The sequence below is a fragment of the Sphingomonas sanguinis genome (assembly GCF_001476905.1).
GTDB classification, from domain to species: domain Bacteria; phylum Pseudomonadota; class Alphaproteobacteria; order Sphingomonadales; family Sphingomonadaceae; genus Sphingomonas; species Sphingomonas sanguinis_B.
On record NZ_LDTE01000028.1, the window covers coordinates 1 to 22,295 of the forward strand.

Annotated in this window: 15 protein-coding genes; 9 read left to right on the plus strand and 6 right to left on the minus strand. The window is 65.5% G+C overall.

The features are described 5' to 3' along the window. Nucleotides 1–103: 103 nt before the first annotated feature. Together SB4_RS05690 and SB4_RS05695 are read left to right on the plus strand one after the other, a co-directional pair. Entirely contained in the window at nt 104–1,192 is a 1,089-nt protein-coding gene (locus SB4_RS05690; protein WP_082670005.1) for a catalase family protein, read from the plus strand. Nucleotides 1,193–1,220: 28 nt separating this feature from the next. Continuing rightward, on the plus strand, nt 1,221–1,994 hold the full coding sequence (locus SB4_RS05695) for a metallophosphoesterase family protein (protein WP_058751786.1): 774 nt from the start codon (nt 1,221–1,223) through the stop codon (nt 1,992–1,994). A gap of 11 nt (nt 1,995–2,005) precedes the next feature. On the opposite strand, the gene SB4_RS05700 is transcribed toward SB4_RS05695, so the two are convergent. From SB4_RS05700 to SB4_RS19940, 3 genes are read right to left on the minus strand one after another with little or no spacing between them, the layout of a single operon-like run. Next, nucleotides 2,006–2,170, minus strand: coding sequence for a hypothetical protein (locus tag SB4_RS05700; RefSeq protein ID WP_193753744.1), 165 nt, complete (start codon nt 2,168–2,170; stop codon nt 2,006–2,008). Between the two features lie 56 nt (nt 2,171–2,226). Further along, a complete protein-coding gene (locus tag SB4_RS05705) occupies nt 2,227–2,505 on the minus strand; it encodes a hypothetical protein (protein WP_058751788.1) in 279 nt (92 codons plus the stop codon). Between the two features lie 23 nt (nt 2,506–2,528). Next, nucleotides 2,529–3,761 (minus strand): hypothetical protein, encoded by a 1,233-nt coding sequence (locus SB4_RS19940; RefSeq protein ID WP_193753745.1) that lies wholly within the window; start codon nt 3,759–3,761, stop codon nt 2,529–2,531. A 397-nt stretch (nt 3,762–4,158) separates the two neighbouring features. On the opposite strand from SB4_RS19940, the gene rpoB reads away from it, so the two are divergent. The 3 genes from rpoB (at nt 4,159) to SB4_RS05725 (ending at nt 13,160) form a co-directional block, all read left to right on the plus strand. Beyond that, nucleotides 4,159–8,337, plus strand: a complete 4,179-nt coding sequence (gene rpoB / locus SB4_RS05715; protein WP_058717490.1) for a DNA-directed RNA polymerase subunit beta — start codon at nt 4,159–4,161, stop codon at nt 8,335–8,337. 86 nt (nt 8,338–8,423) lie between these two features. After that, the gene (rpoC, locus tag SB4_RS05720) at nt 8,424–12,710 is read left to right on the plus strand and encodes a DNA-directed RNA polymerase subunit beta' (RefSeq protein WP_058732657.1); all 4,287 of its coding nucleotides are present in this window, start codon (nt 8,424–8,426) and stop codon (nt 12,708–12,710) included. 270 nt (nt 12,711–12,980) lie between these two features. Beyond that, on the plus strand, nt 12,981–13,160 hold the full coding sequence (locus SB4_RS05725) for a hypothetical protein (RefSeq protein WP_058717488.1): 180 nt from the start codon (nt 12,981–12,983) through the stop codon (nt 13,158–13,160). A gap of 122 nt (nt 13,161–13,282) precedes the next feature. On the opposite strand, the gene SB4_RS05730 is transcribed toward SB4_RS05725, so the two are convergent. Further along, entirely contained in the window at nt 13,283–14,329 is a 1,047-nt protein-coding gene (locus SB4_RS05730) for a hypothetical protein (protein ID WP_058751790.1), read from the minus strand. A 177-nt stretch (nt 14,330–14,506) separates the two neighbouring features. On the opposite strand from SB4_RS05730, the gene SB4_RS05735 reads away from it, so the two are divergent. Beyond that, the gene (locus SB4_RS05735; RefSeq protein WP_241488496.1) at nt 14,507–16,249 is read left to right on the plus strand and encodes a hypothetical protein; all 1,743 of its coding nucleotides are present in this window, start codon (nt 14,507–14,509) and stop codon (nt 16,247–16,249) included. Between the two features lie 79 nt (nt 16,250–16,328). After that, the gene (locus tag SB4_RS05740) at nt 16,329–17,078 is read left to right on the plus strand and encodes a nucleotidyltransferase domain-containing protein (protein WP_058751791.1); all 750 of its coding nucleotides are present in this window, start codon (nt 16,329–16,331) and stop codon (nt 17,076–17,078) included. A 98-nt stretch (nt 17,079–17,176) separates the two neighbouring features. Here SB4_RS05740 and rplL read toward each other — a convergent pair whose 3' ends face one another. After that, nucleotides 17,177–17,551: a 50S ribosomal protein L7/L12 gene (gene rplL / locus SB4_RS05745; protein WP_007403895.1), complete on the minus strand. Its 375-nt coding sequence runs from the start codon at nt 17,549–17,551 to the stop codon at nt 17,177–17,179. Nucleotides 17,552–17,624: 73 nt separating this feature from the next. Further along, nucleotides 17,625–18,146, minus strand: coding sequence for a 50S ribosomal protein L10 (rplJ, locus tag SB4_RS05750; RefSeq protein ID WP_056437177.1), 522 nt, complete (start codon nt 18,144–18,146; stop codon nt 17,625–17,627). 442 nt (nt 18,147–18,588) lie between these two features. Here rplJ and SB4_RS05755 point away from each other — a divergent pair, with 442 nt between their 5' ends. After that, nucleotides 18,589–21,069, plus strand: a complete 2,481-nt coding sequence (locus SB4_RS05755; protein WP_058751792.1) for a PhoX family protein — start codon at nt 18,589–18,591, stop codon at nt 21,067–21,069. Between the two features lie 91 nt (nt 21,070–21,160). Then, entirely contained in the window at nt 21,161–22,246 is a 1,086-nt protein-coding gene (locus SB4_RS05760; RefSeq protein WP_082670006.1) for a lactonase family protein, read from the plus strand. Nucleotides 22,247–22,295: the final 49 nt, after the last annotated feature.

The window sequence follows — 22,295 nt, forward strand, 5'->3', positions numbered from 1 at the left end:
TCCCGCCTGCGGGAGGGGTGTGCTTGTGGCTGCACGACTGCGTAATCAAAAAGGAACGCTATCACCCAACATGGGTTGGTGGGGACCTACAGGGAGAGCCCCGATGAAGACCCCCGTCCATTTCACCCCCCAGGTCGAAGACGTGAAACCCGAAGAGGGCGAGACCGTCGACCAGATGAAGCAATCGTTCGAGCATATCCTCGACACCACGTCCAAGGATTATGGTCACGGCGTCCGCGCCGTCCATGCCAAGGCGCATGGCATCATCCGAGGCAAGCTGAAGGTCCACGACAACCTCCCGCCCGAACTGGCGCAGGGGCTCTTCGCCAAGCCGGGCGAATATGATGCTGTCGCGCGTATCTCGACCAATCCGGGCGACATCCTGGACGATGCCATCGGCCTGCCGCGCGGTTTCGCGCTGAAGGTCATCGGGGTCGAGGGCGAGCGGCTACCGGGTTCGGAGGGCGATGCGACACAGGACTTCGTCATGGCCAATGCGCCGGTCTTCACCGCGCCGACGGCGGATGCCTTTGCCAAGAATTTGAAGATGCTCGCGTCCACCACCGACAAGTTCGAGGGCGGCAAGAAGCTGCTGTCGGGCATCCTGCGCGGGATCGAGGCGACGCTGGAGACGGTCGGGGTCGAGAGCGCGACGCTCCAGACGCTGGGCGGGGCGAAGCAGGTGCATCCGCTGGGCGAAACCTATTACAGCCAGACGCCGTTCCGCTATGGCGACCATATCGCCAAGTTCGGCCTGTTCCCGGTCAGCCCCGCACTGACCCAGTTGACCGGCGATACGGTCCATACGCATGACCGCCCCGACGCCCTTCGCGAAGTGGTTCGTGAAGTGATGATCGAGCAGGGCGGCGAGTGGGAGCTACGCGTCCAGCTCAACCGCGATCTGGAGTCCATGCCGATCGAGGACGCCACCGCCGAGTGGAGCGAGGAGGACAGTCCGTACATCACCGTGGCGACCTTCACCGCCGAACCGCAGATCAGCTGGCAGGACGGTCAGACCAACGCGATCGACGATGCGCTGTCCTATAGCATCTGGCACGGCTTGGCCGCGCACCAGCCGCTGGGCAATATCAACCGGGCGCGCAAGGACACTTATCGTTTCTCGGCCGACTATCGCGGCCGGGTAAACGGCTGCCCGATGCACGAGCCGCGCGCCATGGCCGAGTTGCCGTGACGCGGCGGCAGCGGCTAGGACGAGCGGCATGATCCGTCTGTTTCATGTCAGCGACGTGCATTTCGGTGCCGAAGACCCCGCCGCGCTTGCCTGGTTCGCCGAGCGGGTGGCGGCGGAGAAGCCCGATGCGGTCATTATGACCGGCGACCTGACCATGCGCGCGACCAAGCGCGAGTTCCAGGCGGGCGGCGCGTGGCTGCAATCGCTGGGCGTGCCGGTGACGGTCGAGGTCGGCAATCACGACATCCCCTATTATTGGGACCCGTTCCGGCGGCTGTTCGCGCCGTACCAGCGCTATGCCGCGATCGAGCGGATGATCGAGAAACCGCTCGACCTGCCCGGCGTGACCGTCGTGCCGCTGAAGACCACCGCGCGCGCGCAGTGGCGGTGGAACTGGTCCAAGGGGCGGGTGAGCCGCGGTTCCCTCCGCCGCGCGCTGGCGCTGATCGAGCAGGCGCCGCAGGATCATCTGATCCTGGTCGCCGCGCACCATCCGCTGATCGAGGGGCCGACCAAGGGCACCGCGAAGACCCGCAACGGCGACGTGGCGCTGAGTCGGCTGGCGGCGGCGGGCGCCCATGCGGTGCTGTCGGGCCATGTCCATGACCCGTTCGACGTGCCGGTTGACCGCGACGGCCGGATCATCCGCATGATCGGCGCGGGCACCCTGTCCAAGCGCACCCGCAAGACGCCGCCCGCCTTCAACGAAATCCGGGTGGAGGGGCGCGGCTTCGAGACGCTCGTCCGCACCTTCGGCGAGCGCTCGCCGCATGTGATTACCGAGGATATGCGGGCGGGGTGAGCCGCTTCCTTCTACTCGAAGGGGGGAGAGCGATAGTCCTGGGCGAGTTTGCGGTAATAGGCGGCCGAGCCCATATTCCCGGCTGCGGCGAAGCGCGCCGCCGCCGCGCTTGCCCCGGCCGAACCGGTTCGGAAGACCTGAGTCAGTTGCTCGGGGCGGTTGCCATCGGGATTCACGCCGCGTCCCTTTGCGTCGAACCGGTAGGCGGGGATGACTTGCGACCCATTGACCTTCAGCACCCCTCAACCGGTCGTCCGTCCGCCATCCGTCCCAGAAAGAACTGATAGGGCTCGCCGGTGCCGAGGCGCAGGACGCCCAGCCCTCCGGCCGCTCCCTTGGCGCATGGGCCCAGCCAGCGGGCGGGACGCTGGGTCAGATCAGCCGGGATCGTTACGCGACACGGGGCCGACGCGGCAATGGTCTTGGCACCGCTATCGGCCGCACAGGTCCCGGCACTTCCCAAGGTCAGCATGATGCCGAGAGCGGCAGCGGCATGGGCCAGGCGGATCATCCCGTTTGCGTAGATTGTCTGCGTTACGCCTTCATCACATGCGGACGTGCGGCGACCTGGTCGTACATGCGGCCCGGCTGGTCGAGCCAGATGGGCGACAGCTTGGCCGAGTCGACCCGCTCCAGGCCGACCGCATAGGCGCAGCGCGCCACGCCCCAGTCGGTGTGGGCGGCGGCGGACAGGATCGGCACGAACATCGGGCGGCCCGCCGCGTCGATGACATGGATCGCCTCGCGCGGCAGGGCAGTGACGCCGCGCACCGTGCGGCTCTCGCCGGGGCCCAGCGCGAAGGGCGGGACGATGGGGCGGCCCTGGGGCTGGCGGGCCAGCTCGACCAGTTGCGCGTCAAGGCCCGCATGGGCGCTCAGCAGCCGCAGGTCGACCGCGACCCGGCCGATCGGGGTCGCGCCGCTATTATGGACGGTGACTTCGGCCTCGATCGTCGCCGACAGCATGTTCAGCCCGACGCGGACGGGCCGCGCCTCGACCGCCAGGAAGCTGGGTTCGGGCGGCAGCGGCGGCACGGCGGGCTGGCGCGGCGTAGGCGGAGCTGGCGCGGGCATGGCGGCGGCGGGAGCAAGCGGCTCGGGGCGTTCGTCCTCGGCCCTGGGCGTCGGGGCGGGCAGCGACCGCACCGGGCGACCCCGTCGGCCCAGCCAGATGCCGATGCCCAGCGCCACGACGCCGACACCGACCAGCCACGCCCAGAAGGGCAGGGCGTTCGCCGTCTCGCCCCGCTGTTCGGGCGCGGACGTGCCGGGCTCGGCGATGGCCGGGGTGCTCTGGCCGTTGGTCACCGTCATGCCGTCCATGCCCGGCTCCACCGGCGCGGCCAATCGCGATTCGCGATCGGGCAGGCGGGTTGCGGGCGGTTCGGGCGAGGCGACGGGCGACGGCTGGGCCTCCGGCGTCGCGCTGGGCGTCGGCGATGGAGTCGGGCGCGGCGTGGCGCGCGGAGTAGGGGTGGCACGGGGCGTTGGTGAGGGAGCGGGAGCGGGCGTGGCCTGGCCCGAGGTCTGGCCCGGCAGGACGATGCGCGGCGGGGGCGGCGTCGGCACCGGCGTCTGCGTGCCCTGCGGCGTGGTGCCGCGCGGAGTCAGGCTGAATCCGTCCAGCCCACCTGTCGAGGGACGGGCGGCATCATTGTCCTGCGTCGTGGTCTGAAGCGGCACGGCGGCGATCGGCATCGGAGCGAGCACCGGGGCCAGCGTCAGGGCAAGAAGGCGCGCGACGCGACGCGGCCCGGACGATGTCATGAAATCCATTCCTCGCGGTAACTATACTCTTCCGGCCGTTCGAGCCACCGGCCCGAGCACCCAAGCCGTGCCCGGTCGACCCGACGGATGCAACCCCCTTGTGTAGCGCGATATGCGGCCAATATATGGCAGACACCCGCCAAAGCGGAACTTTCCGCCCCGTAACGCGTGCCCGTGTTTGACACTTTGGGGGCGAGTGCCTATATCCGGGGCATCCACCACAATCTTCGGGAAATGATGCGCCTTCGCGCAGCGTGTCGGTCGAATGGGAGATTGCTGGTTTAGCAGACGCCGGATGCCGCCGCAGACGCTTGCGCGCGGCCTTTCGGCGTCTGTCGTTGCGTCTGGTCCGGAGGCATCCGGGCAGTGATTTACGGCTGACGAGGCAGACAGACCCATGGCAACCAAGGCGATCGACAGCGGCTCCGCCCCGCGCAAGGGCGATGGCGGCACCGCCAAGCGGCGTATCCGCAAGGTGTTCGGCGATATCCACGAAGTGGTGCAGATGCCGAACCTGATCGAGGTTCAGCGCGAAAGCTACGAGCAGTTCCTGCGTTCGGACAAGTCCACGGGCCATGTCTCGGGGCTGGAAAAGACGCTGCGCAGCGTCTTCCCGATCCAGGATTTCGCCGGCACCGCCTATCTCGATTTCGACGATTACGTCCTCGAGGACCCGAAGTTCGACGTCGAGGAATGCCGCCAGCGGGGCATCACCTATGCCGCGCCGATGCGCGTCACGCTGCGCCTGACCGCGTTCGAGGTCGATCCCGATACCGAAGCCAAGTCGGTCATCGATATCAAGGAGCAGGACGTCTACATGGGCGACATGCCCCTGATGACGGAGAACGGCACCTTCTTCATCAACGGCACCGAGCGCGTCATCGTCAGCCAGATGCACCGTTCGCCGGGCGTGTTGTTCGACCATGACCGCGGCAAGACCCATGCCTCGGGCAAGTACCTCTTCGCCGCGCGCGTGATCCCGTATCGCGGCTCGTGGCTGGACTTCGAGTTCGACGCCAAGGACATCGTCAACGTCCGTATCGACCGCAAGCGCAAGCTGCCGGTGACGGCGCTGCTCTATGCGCTGGGCATGAACTCGGAAGAGATCCTCAACTATTTCTACAACCGCCTGACCTTCGTTCGCGGCGACGGCGGCTGGAAAATCCCGTTCCAGGCCGAGAACTGGCGCGGCGCCAAGCCGATGTTCGACATCGTCGACGCCAGCTCGGGCGAGGTCGTGTTCCCGGCCGGTCAGAAGATCAGCCCGCGTGCCGCCAACAAGGCGGCCAAGGACGGCCTGTCGCAGTTGCTGATCCCGACCGAGGAAATCTTCGGTCGCTACTCGGCCTATGACCTCATCAACGAGCAGACCGGCGAAATCTACGTCGAAGCCGGTGACGAGATCAGCGCCGAGAATCTCGAAGCGCTGGACAAGGCGGGCGTCGACACGATCGAGCTGCTCGACATCGACCATGTCGCGACAGGGCCCTGGATTCGCAACACGCTGAAGGCCGACAAAGCCGAAGAGCGCGAGCAGGCGCTGTCCGACATCTACCGCGTGATGCGCCCCGGCGAGCCGCCGACGCTGGAGACGGCGGAGTCGCTGTTCGCTGGCCTGTTCTTCGATCCCGATCGCTACGACCTGTCGGCCGTGGGTCGCGTCAAGCTGAACATGCGCCTCGACCTCGATTGCCCGGATACGGTGACGACGCTGCGCACCGAGGACATTCTGGCGGTCGTCAAGACGCTGGTCGACCTGAAGGACGGCAAGGGCGAGATCGACGACATCGACAATCTCGGCAACCGTCGCGTGCGTTCGGTGGGCGAGCTGCTGGAGAACCAGTATCGCGTCGGCCTGCTGCGCATGGAGCGTGCGGTCAAGGAGCGCATGTCGTCGGTCGACGTGTCGACCGTCATGCCGAACGACCTGATCAACGCCAAGCCCGCGGTTGCCGCGGTGCGCGAGTTCTTCGGTTCGTCGCAGCTGTCGCAGTTCATGGACCAGACCAACCCGCTCTCCGAAGTGACGCACAAGCGTCGCGTCTCGGCGCTCGGGCCGGGCGGTCTGACGCGTGAGCGCGCGGGCTTCGAGGTTCGCGACGTTCACCCGACTCACTATGGCCGTATCTGCCCGATTGAGACGCCGGAAGGTCCGAACATCGGTCTGATCAACTCGCTGTCGACCTTCGCCCGCGTCAACAAGTATGGCTTCATCGAAACGCCGTACCGCAAGGTGATCGACGGCCGCGTGACCGACGAGGTCGTGTATCTGTCGGCGATGGAAGAGCAGAAGCACACCGTCGCCCAGGCCTCGGCCGCGACGGATGCCGACAACCGCTTCACCGAGGATCTGGTGTCGGCGCGTCAGGCAGGCGAATTCCTGATGGCGCTGCCCGATCAGATCACCTTGATGGACGTCAGCCCCAAGCAGCTCGTCTCGGTCGCCGCCTCGCTCATTCCGTTCCTGGAAAACGACGACGCCAACCGCGCGCTCATGGGCTCGAACATGCAGCGTCAGGCCGTGCCGCTGGTGAAGGCGGAAGCGCCCTTCGTCGGCACCGGCATGGAAGAGACCGTGGCCCGCGACTCGGGTGCTGCGATCGCAGCGAAGCGTGCCGGTATCGTCGACCAGGTCGATGCGGCGCGTATCGTGGTTCGCGCGACCGGAGAGGTCGATGCCGGCAAGTCGGGCGTCGACATCTACACGCTGATGAAGTTCCAGCGCTCGAACCAGTCGACTTGCATCAACCAGCGTCCGCTGGTGAAGGTGGGCGACGTCGTGAAGGCGGGCGACGTGATCGCCGACGGCCCCTCGACCGAGTTCGGCGAGCTGGCGCTGGGCCGCAACGCGCTCGTCGCGTTCATGCCCTGGAACGGCTACAACTATGAGGACTCGATCCTCATCTCCGAGCGGATCGTGAAGGACGACGTGTTCACGTCGATCCATATCGACGAGTTCGAGGTCATGGCGCGCGACACCAAGCTCGGGCCGGAAGACATCACCCGCGACATCCCGAACGTCGGTGAGGAGGCGCTGCGCAACCTCGACGAGGCGGGCATCGTCTATGTCGGCGCCGAGGTGGAGCCGGGCGACATCCTGGTCGGCAAGATCACGCCGAAGGGCGAATCGCCGATGACGCCGGAAGAAAAGCTCCTCCGCGCGATCTTCGGTGAAAAGGCCAGCGACGTGCGCGACACCTCGCTGCGTCTGCCGCCGGGTGTGGCCGGCACGATCGTTGACGTGCGCGTCTTCAATCGTCACGGCATCGACAAGGACGAGCGCGCGATGGCGATCGAGCGCGAGGAGATCGAGCGTCTGAAGAAGGACGCCGACGACGAGCGCACGATCCTCAACCGGGCGACCTGGAGCCGCCTGCGCGAAATGCTGCTCGACCAGACCGCCACCGCCGCGCCCAAGGGCGTCAAGAAGGGCATCGTTATCGATGCCGAGGTGCTGGAATCGGTCGATCGTCACGAATGGTGGAAGTTCGCCGTCGCCGACGACGCGCGCCAGAGTGATCTGGAAGCGGTCAAGGCGCAGTATGACGAAGCCGCCAAGCGGATCACGGACAAGTTCCATGACCGTCGCGACAAGCTGGAGCGTGGTGACGAGCTGCCGCCGGGCGTGCTGAAGATGGTCAAGGTCTTCGTCGCGGTGAAGCGCAAGCTGCAGCCGGGCGACAAGATGGCCGGCCGTCACGGCAACAAGGGCGTCATCAGCCGCATCCTGCCGCAGGAGGATATGCCCTTCCTCGCGGACGGTACGCCGGTCGATCTCGTGCTGAACCCGCTGGGCGTGCCGTCGCGCATGAACGTCGGTCAGATCTTCGAGACGCATCTGGGCTGGGCGGCCCGCAACCTGGGTATGCAGGTCGCGGCGCAGCTCGAGGATTGGCGTGAAGCCAACCCCGACGCCAAGCCGGGCGCGGTGCCGGAAGCGGTCAAGTCGCGGCTCGTGGAAATCTACGGCGATCACTATGCCGAAGACATCCAGAACCGGGACGACGAGGAAGTCGCCGAGCTGGTCCAGAACATCCGCACCGGCGTGCCGATGGGGACCCCGGTGTTCGACGGCGCGCGCGAGAGCGACGTGTCGGAGATGCTGGAGCTGGCGGGCCTGCACACCTCGGGCCAGTCGGACCTGTTCGACGGGCGCACCGGCGATCAGTTCGACCGCAAGGTGACCGTGGGCATCATCTACATGCTGAAGCTCCACCACCTGGTCGACGACAAGATCCACGCGCGTTCGATCGGGCCGTACTCGCTCGTTACCCAGCAGCCGCTGGGTGGTAAGGCGCAGTTCGGTGGCCAGCGCTTCGGTGAGATGGAAGTGTGGGCGCTGCAGGCTTATGGCGCGGCGTACACGCTCCAGGAAATGCTGACGGTGAAGTCGGACGACGTGGTCGGCCGCACCAAGGTCTACGAAGCGATCGTCAAGGGCGACGATACCTTCGAGGCGGGCATCCCGGAGAGCTTCAACGTGCTGGTCAAGGAAATGCGCTCGCTGGGTCTCAACGTCGACCTCAAGTCGATGGAAGACGCCCAGGACGACGGTCTGGCCGAGGCGGCGGAGTAAGATCAGGGAAGCCGGTGGGGCCCATGCTCCACCGGCACCTTGTCTACCTCGCCCGATGAATTTTCCCTCCCTGTGAGGAAAGCGAAATGAACGAACTGACCAACTTCGCCAATCCGGTGGCCAAGCCGGAAACCTTCGACCAGATTCAGATCGGCATCGCGTCGCCCGACAAGATCCGTTCGTGGTCGTTCGGCGAGATCAAGAAGCCCGAGACGATCAACTACCGCACGTTCAAGCCGGAACGTGACGGCCTGTTCTGTGCGCGCATCTTCGGTCCGATCAAGGATTACGAATGCTTGTGCGGCAAGTACAAGCGCATGAAGTACAAGGGCATCGTCTGCGAAAAGTGCGGTGTCGAAGTCACGGTGTCGAAGGTCCGCCGCGAGCGGATGGGCCATATCGAGCTGGCCGCCCCCGTCGCGCACATCTGGTTCCTGAAGTCGCTGCCGAGCCGCATCGGCCTGCTGCTCGACATGCAGCTCAAGCAGCTCGAGCGCGTGCTGTACTTCGAGGCTTATATCGTCATCGAGCCGGGCCTGACCCCGCTGGAGAAGTATCAGCTTCTCACCGAGGACGAACTGCTCGACGCGCAGGATGAATATGGCGAGGACGCCTTCTCGGCCGGGATCGGCGCCGAGGCGGTCCGCATCATGCTCGAGAATCTCGACCTGGAAGGCGAGAAGGTCGCGCTGCTCGAAGAGCTGGCGACGACCAAGTCGGAGCTGAAGCCCAAGAAGATCATCAAGCGCCTGAAGGTCGTCGAGAGCTTCCTGGAATCGGGCAACCGCCCCGAATGGATGATCCTGGAAGTCATTCCGGTCATCCCGCCCGAACTGCGCCCGCTGGTGCCGCTGGACGGCGGTCGTTTCGCGACCTCGGACCTCAACGACCTGTATCGCCGCGTCATCAACCGCAACAACCGCCTGAAGCGCCTGATGGAGCTGCGTGCGCCGGACATCATCGTCCGCAACGAAAAGCGCATGTTGCAGGAAGCGGTCGACGCGCTGTTCGACAACGGCCGTCGCGGCCGCACCATCACCGGTGCGAACAAGCGTCCGCTGAAGTCGCTGTCCGACATGCTGAAGGGCAAGCAGGGTCGCTTCCGTCAGAACCTTCTGGGTAAGCGCGTCGACTATTCGGGCCGTTCGGTCATCGTGACCGGCCCGGAGCTGAAGCTGCACCAGTGCGGCCTGCCGAAGAAGATGGCGCTCGAGCTGTTCAAGCCGTTCATCTACGCCCGTCTGGATGCCAAGGGTCTGTCGATGACCCTGAAGCAGGCCAAGAAGTGGGTCGAGAAGGAGCGCAAGGAAGTCTGGGACATCCTGGACGAGGTGATCCGCGAGCACCCGGTCATGCTGAACCGTGCGCCGACGCTTCACCGTCTGGGCATCCAGGCGTTCGAGCCGGTGCTGATCGAGGGCAAGGCGATCCAGCTTCACCCGCTGGTCTGTTCGGCGTTCAACGCCGACTTCGACGGCGACCAGATGGCCGTGCACGTTCCGCTGTCGCTGGAAGCGCAGCTGGAAGCGCGCGTCCTGATGATGTCGACCAACAACATCCTGTCGCCCGCGAACGGCAAGCCGATCATCGTGCCGTCGCAGGACATGGTGCTGGGCCTCTATTACCTCTCGCTCGAAAAGCAGAAGGAACCGGGCGAGGGCATGATGCTGGCGGACATGGAGGAGGTCCATCAGGCCCTCTTCGCCGGTGCCGTGACGCTCCACACCAAGATCATCAGCCGCGTTCCGCAGACCGATGAGCAGGGCAACCAGTATCTCAAGCGCTATGAGACCACCCCGGGTCGCATGCTGCTGGGCGAGTGCCTGCCGAAGAGCCACAAGGTGCCCTTCGACATCGTCAACCGCGTCCTGACCAAGAAGGACGTCGGCGAGGTGATCGACGAGGTGTATCGTCACACCGGCCAGAAGGAGACCGTGCTGTTCGCCGACGCGATCATGGCGCTGGGCTTCCGTCACGCGTTCCGCGCCGGCATCTCGTTCGGCAAGGACGACATGATCATCGCGCCGGACAAGGATCGTCTGGTCGACGAGACGCGCGAGCAGGTGAAGGACTTCGAGCAGCAGTATCAGGACGGCCTGATCACGCAGCAGGAGAAGTACAACAAGGTGATCGACGCCTGGAGCCGTTGCGGCGACCAGGTCGCGAACTCGATGATGAACGAGATTAAGGCGGTCCGGCATTACGAGGACGGCCCGATGGAAGGCCGTGAGAAGCCGATCAACTCGATCTACATGATGGCTCACTCGGGTGCGCGTGGTAGCCCCGCCCAGATCAAGCAGCTGGCGGGTATGCGCGGCCTGATGGCCAAGCCGTCGGGTGAGATCATCGAAACGCCGATCATCTCGAACTTCAAGGAAGGTCTGACCGTTCTTGAATACTTCAACTCGACCCACGGTGCACGTAAGGGCCTGGCCGACACGGCACTGAAGACGGCGAACTCGGGGTACCTGACCCGCCGTCTGGTCGACGTGTCGCAAGACTGCGTCATCATCGAAGAGGATTGCGGCACGACCCGCGCCCTCGAGATGAAGGCGATCGTGCAGGGCGGTTCGACCATCGCCTCGCTCGGCGAGCGTATCCTGGGCCGCACCACGGCCGAGGACATCGTCAACGCCAAGACCGGCGAAGTCATCATCGCATCGGGCGTCCTGCTCGACGAGCCGATGGTGGCGAAGATCGAGGCGGCGAACACCCAGTCGGTCAAGATCCGCAGCCCGCTGGTCTGCGAATCGAAGATCGGTGTCTGCGGCAAATGCTATGGCCGTGACCTCGCCCGCGGTACGCCGGTGAACATCGGCGAAGCGGTCGGCGTCATCGCGGCGCAGTCGATCGGTGAGCCGGGCACGCAGCTGACCATGCGTACCTTCCACATCGGTGGTGCGGCGCAGCTGAACGAGCAGTCGAACCTGGAAGCGGCGGCCGATGGTACGGTCGAATTCCGCGACCTGCGCCTGATCACCGACCAGCGTGGTCGTCGCGTGGTGCTGAGCCGTTCGGGTGAGATCGCGATCGTCGACATGGACGGCCGCGAGCTCTCGGTCGACCGTATCCCCTACGGTGCCTATGTCCTGTTCGACGATGGTCACATCGTGTCGAAGGGCGACCGCATGGCCGAGTGGGACCCGTTCACCATGCCGGTGATCACGGAAAACCCCGGTACGGTGAAGTTCCAGGACCTCATCGAGGGCAAGACCCTGACCGAGCAGGTCGACGAAGCCACGGGTATCGCCCAGCGCGTCGTCACCGAATATCGCGCCTCGACCAAGTCGAAGGAGGATCTGCGTCCGCGCATGACCCTGCTCGACGACAATTCGGGCGAGGCCGGTCGCTACATGCTGGCGCCGGGTGCGACGCTCTCGGTCGAGGACGGGGCGCAGGTGCAGGGCGGTGACGTTCTGGCCCGTGTCGCTCGCGAGTCGGCCAAGACCCGCGACATCACCGGCGGTCTGCCGCGCGTCGCCGAGCTGTTCGAGGCCCGTGTTCCGAAGGACTCGGCGATCATCGCCAAGGTTTCGGGCCGTGTCGTGTTCGGCAAGGATTACAAGGCGAAGCGCAAGATCGGCATCCAGCCCGAGGATGGCGGCGATGTCGTCGAGTATCTGGTGCCGAAGTCGAAGGTGATCGACGTTCAGGAAGGCGACTACGTCAAGCGTGGCGACAACCTGATCGGCGGCTCGCCCGATCCGCACGACATTCTGGAAACGATGGGCGTGGAGCCGCTGGCCGAATATCTGGTCAGCGAAATCCAGGAAGTTTACCGTCTCCAGGGCGTGAAGATCAACGACAAGCACATCGAGACGATCGTTCGTCAGATGCTGCAGAAGGTCGAGATCACCGACGGCGGCGACACCACGCTGCTGAAGGGCGAGCAGGTCGATCGCGAGGAAATGGACGCGATCAACGAAAAGCTCGGTGCCAATGAAGTGCGTGCGCAGGGCAAGCCCGTCCTCCTCGGCATCACCAAGGCGTCGCTGCAGACCCGCAGCTTCATCTCGGCGGCGTCGTTCCAGGAGACCACCCGCGTCCTCACCGAGGCGGCGGTCCAGGGCAAGCAGGACACGTTGATGGGCCTGAAGGAGAACGTCATCGTCGGTCGCCTGATCCCGGCGGGCACCGGTGCGGGCATGAACCGCCTGCGCGTGGCGGCCTCCAGCCGCGATGCCGCGCTCCGCGCGCAGCAGCGCAAGCTGGCCGAGGCGATCATCGCGCCGGTCAGCGCCGCCGAAGAGCGGGCCGCCGAGCAGGCGCGTTCGCCGCGTGACGCGGGCGGCACCGGCAACGATCCGCTGGCCGAGGTTGCCCCCTCGGGCCACGGCACGGACGCCGATGCCGGTGAGTATCTGAACGACTGATCCGTCTAACGGATTGGAAATAAAGGGCCGCCGTCCGGGCAACCGGGCGGCGGCTTTTTACCGTCAGCGTCCCCGACCGTTCGACGGAAAGCGGGCGGCCGGTTCCCAGCCATAATTTGTAACAGGAAAACCGACGGATTTGCGCCGAATGGAGGGCGCGCAAGGCCGGATGCAGGAACCGAAAGGCCCTCCCAACCATATACGAATATTGGAGAAGATCCCGGAGATGCGCGGGTTATTGGTGCATCGCCGGGACCCTGGAGACCTGAAATGACGTCGCCTGAGATTGACGAAGACTATTTTTACCAGCGTGCCGAAACCGAACTCGAACTGGCCCAGAAGGCGACCCATCCCGCGGCGGTCCGAGCGCATTATATCATCGCGAACCACTATCTCGACCGCGTCTATAGCCAGCCCGAGGGCGGCACGGTGATCGAGGCGGCGGAGTAATCGAACCCAGCTTGCCTATTGTAGACAGGGCGAAATCGGGGACAGACGAATGCCGATCAGCCCCTGGCTTGGTTTTCTAGCCGGGGCCGTATCGCCGCCCCAAATCCGGTCGGTCCCGAGGCTCAGATATCCGAAAACAGGGTGCGCGTGCGATGGGGCGTCGTGCCGGGTATCGTTGCGGCAAAGGCCAGAAGATCGCGCTCTAACCGCGCCCGTGCGGCGCATGTCTTGCGGCCATTGTCTTCGTAGACTAGCCGGTCATCGGCGGGCATGTCGCGCAACATATTGGCCCATCCGATGCTGTCGGTGGCGGCATTGCCCCGTACGGCTCGAGGTGACCGCGCGGGAGGAGCATGATGGCCGAGCAGCGCTCCTATCCTGTTGATAAAGCGCGCCATATCCGCTTGCGCGCCGTCGATCGCACATTGCGCCGCCGCCGTCCCGCCATGGCAGTCCAGCTGGTGCGCCGCATCGGCATAGTTGGCCATGCTGACATAGACCCGCGCGAAGGCTATCCGGCGAGCGGGTGACCAGTCGCGCTTCCACGAGGCGATGGTGCGACCGCGATCCCGGTCGGCCAGGCGGGCGTTATGGGCGGCGCAGACCCCGCCGCTCATTCCGCTGCTGATATCGTCGCATAGGGTGAACGGCTTCGGTCCGGGGCCTTGCACGGCAAGCTTCTGGAGATGTTCGATCCGCGCCTGGGTCGCGGCCGCCGCATCATCGATCCCGCAGGCCATATGGATCGCCATGTTCAGGTCGCGTCGACCGCCCCAGCCATTGGCATAGACGACGGCCAGGATGCCCGGGCCGTCGAAATAGGGAAGCGTGCTATCGTCCCGCGACCGCTCATATTCCGCCCAGGCACAGCGCCGGGCGGCCGCCGGATCGGCGGGTCGACCGATGCCGTAAAGTAAGGCCTCGCTGTCGCAGTTCTGGAGCTCGGCCTGTGGCGTATCGGGCGCGTGGCTCGCAGGAGGTGTCAGGTGGATCAGCCGGGCGCACAACGCGCGCGACGCTTTGACCGCCGGCGTTTGTGCATATTCGCCGATATAGGACAGGTCGGCGGTCGACCAGTCGTAACGCGGTGCCGACGCCGCCGTCAGGCTGAGCGCCACTGCCAGGACAGCCAGACGCCCCATGCCGGACCAGCGGCGACCGTCGATCATGGCGTTCAAATCCCGCAAAGGTGGTGACGGATATCATCGCGATCACCGGGGCGGGGATCAAATGACAATCGCGGCATGGGCGGCAAGCGACTGAAGAAAAGCCGTAATAGTCCGCGCCCGAATTCCGTCGAACGGCGGCGGGTCGACAGTGTCCACCCTGCCTCCTAGAGCGCGGTCATGGCAGCCCTTCGTTCCGAACAGACCGCGCGATGGTCGGTCCAGACCCTTTCGCCTGTTTCGTTCGGGCTGATCTGGCTCGCCGCCTATGTCCTGTCGGTCGCGATCTTCCTGCGTGTGCCCATCGCCAGCGGTTTCGATCTGGGTTTCGGCGATCGTGGCGATGCGCTGATCGAGATGACCATCCTCGAACATTGGCGCAATGTCTGGGCGGGCGTGTCGGCGTGGAACAGCGGCTTCTACTTCCATCCCTATGGCGGCACGCTGGGCTATAATGACGGCTATTTCCTCTACGGCCTGTCCTATTCCTTTTGGCGGTTGTTCGCCGATCCCTTTCACGCCGACACGCTCAACATCCTGACGTTCAAGACGATCGGATTTGTCGCCGCCTATGCGCTCGCGACACGCAGCCTGGATTGGGGGCGCGGGGCGGGCCTGTTCGTCGCCGCCAGCTTCACCATCGCTAGCAATATCCAGCTCCAGGCCGTCCATGCGCAGTTGCAGAGCGTGGCGCTGTTGCCGCTGGCGATGATGCTGGCGATCGCCTGCGTCCAGGCCGAGACGGCGGGGCAGCGTGGCCGCGCCCGGCTGTGCGTCGTGGCGCTGGCCGCGCTGATGGCGGCGTGGCTGATGACCTCTTATTACATGGCCTGGTTCACCCTTTTCTCCGCCTGTCTGTTCGTCCTGTGCTGGGCGATCCTCAGCGGCCATATCCGGCCGATCGCGGCGCTGCGGCTGGTTCGCGCCCATGCGGGCACCATCGCCTGTGGGTTCGGCGCCTTTGCGGTGCTGATCCTGCCCTTCCTCGCCGTCTACCTGCCCAAGCTGCACGAGACGGGGGGCGAGGGCTATTATGACATGCTCGGCTATCTCATCACGCCGACGATCGACATGATCAATGTCGGGCCGGACAATTACCTCTGGGGCTGGCTGTTTCGGCCGCTGATTGCGCTGCTCCACCATCTGCGGCCCGACGACCCGGCCCTGCCCACTCGCGTGCTGCGCGGCGAGCATGAGGTGGGGTATCCGCCGTTTCTCTGCCTGTTGCTGATCGTTGCGGCCTGGCGGATTATCGGTCGCCGTCCTGTTGGTGAGGGGCTGATCCCCTCCGTCACGTGGCGGGCCTTTACCCTGGCGATGATCGTGGCCTGGGCGCTGACGCTGCAATTCTGGGAAGCGTCGCCGTGGAACCTAGTCTTCTATCTGGTGCCGGGAGCCAAGGGCTTGCGGACCGTCTCGCGCTACCAGCTCTGGCTCACCTTGCCGTTTCTGCTGATCGTCGTGTTCGCTTGGCGGGTGCGCCTGGCGACCTTGCTGCGCACAAGGCCCCTATGGGGAGCGACGATCGTCATACTGTTGCTCGCCGAGAATCTGAGTGCCGAAACCGCCGCCCTGCTCAGCCGCCGCGAACAGCGCACCGCACTCGATGCGATCCCGTCGCCTCCTGCCGGTTGCCGGAGCTTTTACATCGTCGCGTCGCGGGTGAACGAGCCGATCTATATCAATACCGAGCTCAACGCGCTGTATCCGCACAATGTCGATGCGATGTTCCTGGCCGAACAATGGCGGGTGCCGACGATCAATGGCTTTTCGACCTTCAACCCGCCCGACTGGAACTTCGCCGATCCGCTTGCCGCCGATTACGATGCGCGGGTGGCGCGTTATGTTGCGCGGCATGGGTTGCGGGAAGTCTGCCGCCTCGACATGCGGCGGGCCCAGCCCTGGGCGCGGTTTAGAATGTAACGGGCATATGACGGAATCCGCATGGGCAGGGGGCGGCCATCATTGCGCAGGGCGGTGCCAAGCCAGTAGCGTCCGGTCTATGGTCAACCGAACCTGTCCTACGCCTCACGAGGCGCTGACGATCGCAGATGCCGTATTCCATGCCCGGTACGGTGGCGCGGCCTTTGCCTATGTCGCCGGGGCCATCATGCGCGGTGAAGGTACGTATCTGTCGGATATCGACCTGGTTGTCGTCTTCGATCGCCTTGACTCGGCACGGCGGGAATCCTTCCTTGTCGATGGGGTGCCGGTCGAGGCATTCGTCCACGATCCAGAGACGCTGGCCTGGTTCGTCGATCAGGACATAGCACGGGGCCGCCCAAGCATTCTGAACATGATCGTCGAGGGATCGGTCATCGGTGCCCATCCGGATTCGGCGGAAGCTTTGCGCGCGGCTATATCCGCGCGTCTGGCCAGCGGTCCGCCACCGCTTTCGACATCGGCATTGAATGCTCTGCGTTACGAGATCACGGACGCGATCGACGACCTTCTGGGTGATCGGCGTGCAGAAGAAGTAATGGCGATCGGAGCCTTGCTCCATCCCAAGTTGGTCGAACTCGTCTTGCGGGGCAGGGGGCATTGGAATGGGGCTGGCAAATGGGCGCCCCGTCTTCTGGCGAAAATGGATACGGGCTTGGCGGGCAGGTTCGACACAGCCTTTCGCGCGCTGTTCGCCGAAGGCGATCCTGGCCTCGTGATCGCGTTGGCGGACGCGGAACTGGCACGCCATGGCGGTAGGCTCTTCGACGGCGATTGCCGAGAAGCACCCGCATCCTGGCGTATCGTCTGAAGGGCTCGCCAAATGAAAAGGGCGACCCCCGAAGGGGCCGCCCTTGACTTTAGCTCGCCAAGCGAACGGGTGCGGCAGGTTGCCCTGCCGCAGTCCGATTACTTGAGCTCGACGGTCGCGCCGGCTTCTTCGAGCTGCTTCTTGATCTTCTCGGCCTCGTCCTTGGCAATGCCTTCCTTGACGGGCTTCGGAGCGCCTTCGACCAGCGCCTTGGCTTCGGTCAGGCCCAGGCCGGTGATCGCGCGGACTTCCTTGATGACGTTGATCTTCTTGCCACCGTCGCCGGTGAGGATCACGTCGAATTCGGTCTTCTCTTCAGCGGCCGGAGCAGCAGCGCCGCCAGCAGCAGGAGCCGCGGCAACAGCAGCGGCGGCCGAGACGCCCCACTTCTCTTCGAGCATCTTCGAGAGCTCGGCGGCTTCGAGGACGGTCAGCTCGCTCAGCTGGTCAACCAGCGCGTTCAGGTCTGCCATGTTCTTATCTCCAATACGGGCCGGGTAAAATGGCCCGAGTGTGTCAGTTCAAATCGTCGTATTCGCCCGAAGATCAGGCGGCTTCCTTGTCCTTGTCGGCATAAGCCGCCAGGACGCGGGCGATCTGCGCCGCGGGAGCCTGGGTGATGGTGGCCAGCTTCGTCGCCGGAGCGACGATGAGACCAACCAGCTTCGCCCGGAGCTCGTCCAGCGAGGGCAGAGTCGCCAGCGCCTGCACGCCTGCGACATCAAGGACATTCGCACCCATCGATCCGCCGACGATCTCGAACTTGTCGGTCGTCTTGGCGAAGTCCACGGCCACCTTGGCGGCGGCCACGGGATCGATCGAGCTGGCAATGCCGACGGGACCCGTCAGCATGTCAGCGACACCGGCATAGTCGGTGCCCTGGGCTGCGATCTTGGCAAGCCGGTTCTTCGAGACCTTGTAGGTCGCGCCAGCTTCCCGCATCTTCGTGCGCAGGGCCGTCGACTGGGCGACGGTCATGCCGTGGTTGCGGGTGATGACCACCACGCCAACCTCGTTGAAGTTGCGGTTCAGTTCGGCGACGGCCTGGCTCTTTTGATCGCGATCCATGCCATTCTCCATGGTTGGAACGGCCGCGAACGACCATCCCGGTTGCTTGACCGGGGGGTGTGACCACCCCTCGGGGTGTCCAGCGATGGGGAATGGGCAACCGACGCGTGAGAAACGCGGGGCAGACCGGGCGGGACCAGCAAGTGGCACGACCGGCAAAATCCTTTTCCCCGTCTCGGCAGGAGATTAAGCCAGGGCATATTCCCCGGCACCTGCTGTCTTGGACGGAATCCGGTGGGGCAAGCCCATCGGATGCGGGCGCGCCTTCGCAGGATCGCGGGTGGGAGTCAAGGCCCGTGGCAAGATGAATGCGATGTCATGGTAAAGTCATTCTGCAGTCATGACCATGACGCGGAAATGAAGCCTGCATGACTTGGTTGGGAGGCAAAGCCCGGGCCACTGACCGCGCGTCCTGTCCCCGCGCGGCGCCGGGGGATTTTTCATGTCGGATATCAACAGCGTGGTCGCCTATGACGATGGCGACATCGATACCAACCGCTCGACCAATACGCATATGAGCGACCTGATCGCCACCCGGCTGTCGCGCCGCCAGACGCTGCGCCACGGGGTGTCGGCGATGACCACCGCGCTGTTCGGCGGCGCGCTGCTGGCCGGTTGCGATGACGAAACTCCGCAGGGCGTCACCGCGACGGCGGCGGGCAGCACCGCCAGCGTCGCGGCGGGCCGTCCGGTCACGCTGACCGGCACGGTGGGCTCGGGTCAGGTGGCCAATGTCAACTGGAGCCAGACGGCGGGTCCGTCGGTCACGTTGACCAATGCCAACCAGCTGGTCGCCTCGTTCCGCGCACCCGCCATCGCCACCGCGACGGAGCTGGCCTTCAAGCTGGAGATCACCAGCCGCGACGGTGTCGTCACCAACAACACGGTGACCATCACCGTCACGCCGATCACGCTCGACTTCACCGCCGTGCCGCACAGCCTGGCGGACGTGGTGACGGTGCCTGCGGGCTATAGCGTCAGCGTGCTGTACCGGCTGGGCGATCCCATCGCCTCGGGCGTCGCGGCCTATGCCAATAATGGCACCGACACGAACTTCGCGCAGCGTGCTGGCGATCATCATGACGGCATGAGCTATTTTGGGCTCGCGGCGTCGGGGACCAGCCCGGACCCGACCAACAGCACGCGCGGCCTGCTGGTCCTGAACCATGAGAATATCAGCGAGCAATATCTGCACGTGAACGGCCAGACGCCCGCCCCGCGCCCGGAGAGCGAGGCGATCAAGGAGATCGAGTGCCACGGCGTCTCGGTGATCGAGGTGACGCGGACCAACGGCGCGTGGAGCTATGTCCAGGCCTCGGGGCTGAACCGTCGTATCACCCCGAACACGCCGATGGCGTTCAGCGGGCCGGTCAAGGGCAATGGCTGGCTGAAGACCGCCTATTCGACCGATGGCACCGGCGGGCGCGGTACGATCAACAATTGCGCCAACGGCACGATGGCGTGGAACACCTATCTGACCAACGAGGAGAATTGGGCGGGCTATTTCCGTCGCAGCTCGGGCGATGCGGCGGTGCGTGCCACGACCAACGCGAAGCAGAATGCCTCGCTCGCCCGCTATGGCATCGGCGAAGGGCGCTCGGGCAATTACAGCTGGACGACGGTTACGCCATCGGATGCGTCGAGCACCGTCTTCCGCCGCTGGAACGCAACCGCCAATGCCGCGCTTGCCGCCGATGGCACCGCCGATTTCCGGAACGAGCCGTTCCAGTTCGGCTGGGTGGTCGAGATCGATCCGTTCAACCCGGCCTCGACCCCGCGCAAGCGCACCGCGCTGGGCCGCATGAACCATGAAGGCTGTCAGAGCGGCCGGATGATCGCGGGCGTCCGCCCGGCCTTCTACATGGGCGACGACGCGCAGAACGAATATATCTACAAATTCGTGTCGGCGACGCCGTGGAGCGCCTCGGACGCCAGCGCGACCGACCGTCTGGCGGTGGGCGACAAGTATCTGGACAACGGCACGCTCTATGTCGCCAAGTTCAATGCCGATGGCACGGGCATGTGGATGCCCCTGGTGTTCGGTCAGAACGGGCTGAATGCGTCGAACAGCGTCTATCCCTTCGCCGACCAGGCCGATGTCCTGATCAACACCCGTCTGGCAGGCGATGCGCTGGGCGCGACGAAGATGGACCGGCCCGAATGGACCGCCGTCAACCCGGCAACCGGTGAGATGTATTGCACCCTGACCAACAATGCCTCGCGCAAGCCGGTGGCGTCGGGCAGCAATACGGGTGTCGATGCGGCCAACCCGCGCTCCTATGTCGATGCGCCCTCGACCTCGGTCGGCAACCGCAACGGCCATATTATCCGCATCCGCGAGACAAACGACACGACCGAGGCGACCAGCTTCACCTGGGACGTCTATGCGTTCGGCGCGGGCGCGGACCTCGACCCGACCAACATCAATCTGTCGGGGCTGGACGCGACCAACGACTTCTCGTCGCCCGACGGCCTGTGGTTCAGCCTGCCGAGCAATGTCGCCGGGCAAGCGACGCCGGTGATGTGGATTCAGACCGATGACGGGGCGTTCACCGATGTCACCAACTGCATGATGCTGGCCGCGATCCCCGGCCGGGTCGGCGATGGCGGCACCCGTTCGGTGACCAGCAGCGCGGGCGGGGCGACCGCGACGGTCAACACCCGCATCGGCAAGGCGCCCGGCGTCACGCTGAAGCGCTTCCTGGTGGGGCCGAAGCAGTGCGAGATCACCGGCATCCACTCGACGCCGGACGGCACCTCGGTGTTCGTCAACATCCAGCATCCGGGCGAGGGCGCGAGCACCCCGTCGGCCCCGACCAGCAACTGGCCGGACAGCCAGTCGGGCAGTGCGGCGGCCACCGTCCGTCCGCGTTCGGCCACGATCGTCATCACCAAGAATGACGGCGGCGTGGTCGCGATCTGATCGCCTGATCGCATCGCAAGCCAAAGGGGGCGGGAAGGTGATTGCCTTCCCGCCCCCTTTGGCGTTCAAGGGCCCGCGAAAGGGAGTGGGCATGACGACGACACGGCGCGAGATACTGGCGGGTGCGACGGCGATCGGGCTGGGCACGGCTCTTCCGGCGGTGGCCCGAGTGCCGGGACGCGACCGGCTGATCGCGGGCACCTATGCCCATGAGGGCGGCAAGGGGCTGTACCCCATCGTCGACGGCCGTCTGGGCGCGCCGGTGCACGGGATCGTCAACGCATCCTATGGCGTCGGCAACGGACCGGGCGGGGCCTTTTACCTCCTGCGCGAAGAGACGCACGGGCGGGTGACCGGCTATGGTCCGGGCTGGAAGGTCCGGGGCGAGGCGTCGACCGGCGGCGCGGACCCGTGCCATGTCGCGCTCGACCGCAGCGCCGCCTGTCTGGCGGTCGCCAATTATTCGAGCGGATCGGTCGCCTTCTACCAGCTCGACCGCAAGACCGGCGCGCCGGGCCAGGCCAAGGTGTTCCAGCATCACGGCAACGGCCCCAATGCCGAGCGTCAGGCGGGGCCGCACGCGCATTGGGTGGGGTTCAGTCCCGACCGGCGCTGGCTGCACGCGGTCGATCTGGGGGCGGACGCGATCTTCGCCTATCGCTTCGATCCGGTCGCGCGGACGCTGGCCGAGCCGGTGGTGGGCTGGCAGGCCCCGGCGGGCGCGGGGCCCCGGCATATGGTCCGTCACCCGACCCTGCCACGCGCCTATGTCGCCTGCGAGTTGCAGACCCGGCTGTTCGTCCTCGATGCGCTGCCCGATGGCCGGTTCCGTGACGCAGGCGAGCAGGCGCTGGTGCCGGAGGGCGGTCCCGCCTCCTACGCCGCGCATATCGCGATCGATCGCGCGGGGCGGACGCTCTATGTCTCCAATCGCGGGGCGAACAGCATCACCGTCTTCGCGCTGGATGCGAAGGGCGAGCCCCGACTGGTGCAGCATGTCCCGACCGGCGGCCACTGGCCGCGCTTCTTCCTGTTGCGCGAGGGGCGGGCCGAGATGCTGGTCGCGAACGAGCGGTCGGGCACGGTCAACGCCTTCCACATCGGCAAGGACGGGCGGCTGACCGCGACCGGGCGGAGCATCGCCATTCCCGGCGTGGTGTTCCTGGCGGAGGTTTAAGGGGGCACCAAACCCGGCCAAGAACGCACCCCCTCCCGCAGGCGGGCGG

What these genes read in the sequence shown, in the direction of transcription:
- SB4_RS05690 (WP_082670005.1), top strand. Translation starts at nt 104, where the DNA reads ATGAAGACCCCCGTCCATTTCACCCCCCAGGTCGAAGACGTGAAACCC.
- SB4_RS05695 (WP_058751786.1), top strand. Translation starts at nt 1,221, where the DNA reads ATGATCCGTCTGTTTCATGTCAGCGACGTGCATTTCGGTGCCGAAGAC.
- SB4_RS05705 (WP_058751788.1), bottom strand. Translation starts at nt 2,505, where the DNA reads ATGATCCGCCTGGCCCATGCCGCTGCCGCTCTCGGCATCATGCTGACC.
- SB4_RS19940 (WP_193753745.1), bottom strand. Translation starts at nt 3,761, where the DNA reads ATGACATCGTCCGGGCCGCGTCGCGTCGCGCGCCTTCTTGCCCTGACG.
- rpoB (WP_058717490.1), top strand. Translation starts at nt 4,159, where the DNA reads ATGGCAACCAAGGCGATCGACAGCGGCTCCGCCCCGCGCAAGGGCGAT.
- rpoC (WP_058732657.1), top strand. Translation starts at nt 8,424, where the DNA reads ATGAACGAACTGACCAACTTCGCCAATCCGGTGGCCAAGCCGGAAACC.
- SB4_RS05725 (WP_058717488.1), top strand. Translation starts at nt 12,981, where the DNA reads ATGACGTCGCCTGAGATTGACGAAGACTATTTTTACCAGCGTGCCGAA.
- SB4_RS05730 (WP_058751790.1), bottom strand. Translation starts at nt 14,329, where the DNA reads ATGATCGACGGTCGCCGCTGGTCCGGCATGGGGCGTCTGGCTGTCCTG.
- SB4_RS05735 (WP_241488496.1), top strand. Translation starts at nt 14,507, where the DNA reads ATGGCAGCCCTTCGTTCCGAACAGACCGCGCGATGGTCGGTCCAGACC.
- SB4_RS05740 (WP_058751791.1), top strand. Translation starts at nt 16,329, where the DNA reads ATGGTCAACCGAACCTGTCCTACGCCTCACGAGGCGCTGACGATCGCA.
- rplL (WP_007403895.1), bottom strand. Translation starts at nt 17,551, where the DNA reads ATGGCAGACCTGAACGCGCTGGTTGACCAGCTGAGCGAGCTGACCGTC.
- rplJ (WP_056437177.1), bottom strand. Translation starts at nt 18,146, where the DNA reads ATGGATCGCGATCAAAAGAGCCAGGCCGTCGCCGAACTGAACCGCAAC.
- SB4_RS05755 (WP_058751792.1), top strand. Translation starts at nt 18,589, where the DNA reads ATGTCGGATATCAACAGCGTGGTCGCCTATGACGATGGCGACATCGAT.
- SB4_RS05760 (WP_082670006.1), top strand. Translation starts at nt 21,161, where the DNA reads ATGACGACGACACGGCGCGAGATACTGGCGGGTGCGACGGCGATCGGG.